We start from the raw sequence: 2,139 nt of genomic DNA on the forward strand, positions 1-2,139 counted from the left end.
GTTACACGATGCGGTGATTGATGCACCACTTAACTTTGAATTTGGTGGTGTGGCTTTTAAATTTAATGCGCAAGTGAAACTCGTTGAAGAGAGTGAAATTAATACACTGACAAGTGGTGCAATAGCATCAGATAAAAATACCGTAAAGGCGTTACTTGTGGGTTGGTCAGGCTTTATTGATGAAGGTAAAGACGTGCCATTTTCAACTGATACCTTAAATGAAATGTTGTCGTTTGGTGCCATTGCGGGACGTTTAGCGGTTGAGTGTATTAATGCGCAATATCGGGTTACTGAAAAAAACTAATCGATGTTGCTAGGTGGTTTGTGGGCGACCTGGCAACGGATAGCAATGTGATTGATAGTGATGAAGCCCACTTTGGTGCACCAGTCAAAGTGTTAGCCCCAAAAGAAGCTGTTTTATTTGTATTACCGGGTAATTGGTTAGCGGTTCATGCGTTAACGTGTGCAGGTACCCAATGGCAATATGATAATCATGGGGTTGAGATTGCCCTTGATTATCAGCGTGCCGATATTGCTTGGCGTTATAGCGATATTACCCTGACCCCTAAAGACTTTGAAAAGCTGCAATTACTAGAGCGCAGCATTATATCGATGATAAGGCGACCTGATGAGCAACAACCTGAATCTGGCATTACGCTTACGATACGACGGTAAAGCCGTTACAACGGGTGCACAAAAAAATGTACGTGATTTAAATCGTATCCCTAGTGCCATACAAAATCAGGTTGCTGCTAATCAGCGGTTATCAATTTCTCAGCAAAAAGCCATGTCACAACAAGGCACTTTAACTAAGTCATTAAATTTACTTGAACGCTCTTACTCTGGTGTTGCTTTAGCTATTACCACAGCTGTCAGTGCCGGCACTGCTGCTATGTTTGTTCGTGATACAGGTGCAGCACAACTTTTAGACCAAAGATTAAAAGGACTCACGCAAACTGCAGGTGCCTATCATCAAGTACAAAAGTATCTGTTTGATACTGCAGATAGACTCAATACGAAATACACCGTTTTATCTAACTCTTACAGTAAGATATTAACGCTACAAGATGCAGGTGTTGTTACCCAAACACAAGGTAAAGCCATTTTAGAGGGTATGGCAAATGCGGCAGCTAAATCGGGTGCCAGTAATGCCCAGTTAGAGCAAAGTTTATTTGGTATTGCCCAAGGTATGACAGCAGGTGTATTACGTGCTGAAGAATTAAACCAAGTAACAGAGCCCCTTCCGGGTTTAATGCAAAAACTCGATAAAGCAGCAGGCCAAGCAGCTGGCGGATTTAGGCGTATGGTGAATGATGGCCAAATCACTAGCCAAATGTTCAAAAAGTACTTAGTTACTGCATTAAATGAATATGCAGGTGCAGCACAATCCACTGAAGGTAAAATTAATGCCAGCTTTGTAGAGATGGGTAATGAGTATCAAAGGCTTATTCGCAAATATGAAGAACCTGTTAATTTTGCAGTCACAAGTGTAGTAGATACATTAACCGATGGCATGGCTGCACTGCGTGAAAATGAAGAACTGGCAACGGGACTGGCATATAGTGCAGGCGCTTTGGCTGTTGTGCTCTCTGGTCATTTAGCAGGTGCTGTTGCTAAAAGTACTTCTGGTTTGGTAGCTAATATCGTAACTAAAAACCAAGCGTTACTTGCTGATGTTGCTTTGGCAAAACAAAGCCAGGCTAATGCGGTACTTGAAAATAATCGTGCTTTACAACAAAAAGCCTATGCTGCTCATACGTTAAAAGCCGCCTCAACAACTCATTTACGTACCAAAGCCATTGCCAAACTAGCGATAGCAAATCAACGTGCGATAGCATCTGAAACAGCCCTCACCCAAGCAACGAATACTTATAGTGTAGTCGCTGCCAGAGCCAGTGTAACCAGTCGCGGCTTATCTGCTTCTATGGCTTTGCTTGGTGGTCCTGTTGGTGCAGCCGTGACCGCAGCATTGGCAATTTCCTATTTTGCTACAAGCTCTGATGATGCCAGTATAAAAACCAAAAAACTTGAAAAGCATGTTTATGATTTGTCATCTGCCTATAAATCGGTGCAAAACTACAGTGCACTGGCAAAGATAGGCACTAACGCCAATCAAATTAAAAACTATAATAAAACCAT

At 42.2% G+C, this 2,139-nt stretch carries 3 protein-coding genes; all 3 read left to right on the forward strand.

The features are described 5' to 3' along the window. Window positions 1–304, forward strand: a 304-nt coding sequence (locus CJF42_RS23465) for a hypothetical protein (protein WP_141235641.1), incomplete at its 5' end; no start/stop codon positions are given. Between the two features lie 20 nt (window positions 305–324). Continuing rightward, the gene (locus tag CJF42_RS23470) at window positions 325–675 is read left to right on the forward strand and encodes a hypothetical protein (protein ID WP_095368979.1); all 351 of its coding nucleotides are present in this window, start codon (window positions 325–327) and stop codon (window positions 673–675) included. Continuing rightward, window positions 629–2,139, forward strand: a 1,511-nt coding sequence (locus tag CJF42_RS23475; protein ID WP_141235642.1) for a tape measure protein, incomplete at its 3' end; no start/stop codon positions are given. The genes CJF42_RS23470 and CJF42_RS23475, both read left to right, overlap by 47 nt.

The sequence above is a fragment of the Pseudoalteromonas sp. NBT06-2 genome, assembly GCF_002276045.1.
Classification (GTDB): Bacteria; Pseudomonadota; Gammaproteobacteria; order Enterobacterales; family Alteromonadaceae; genus Pseudoalteromonas.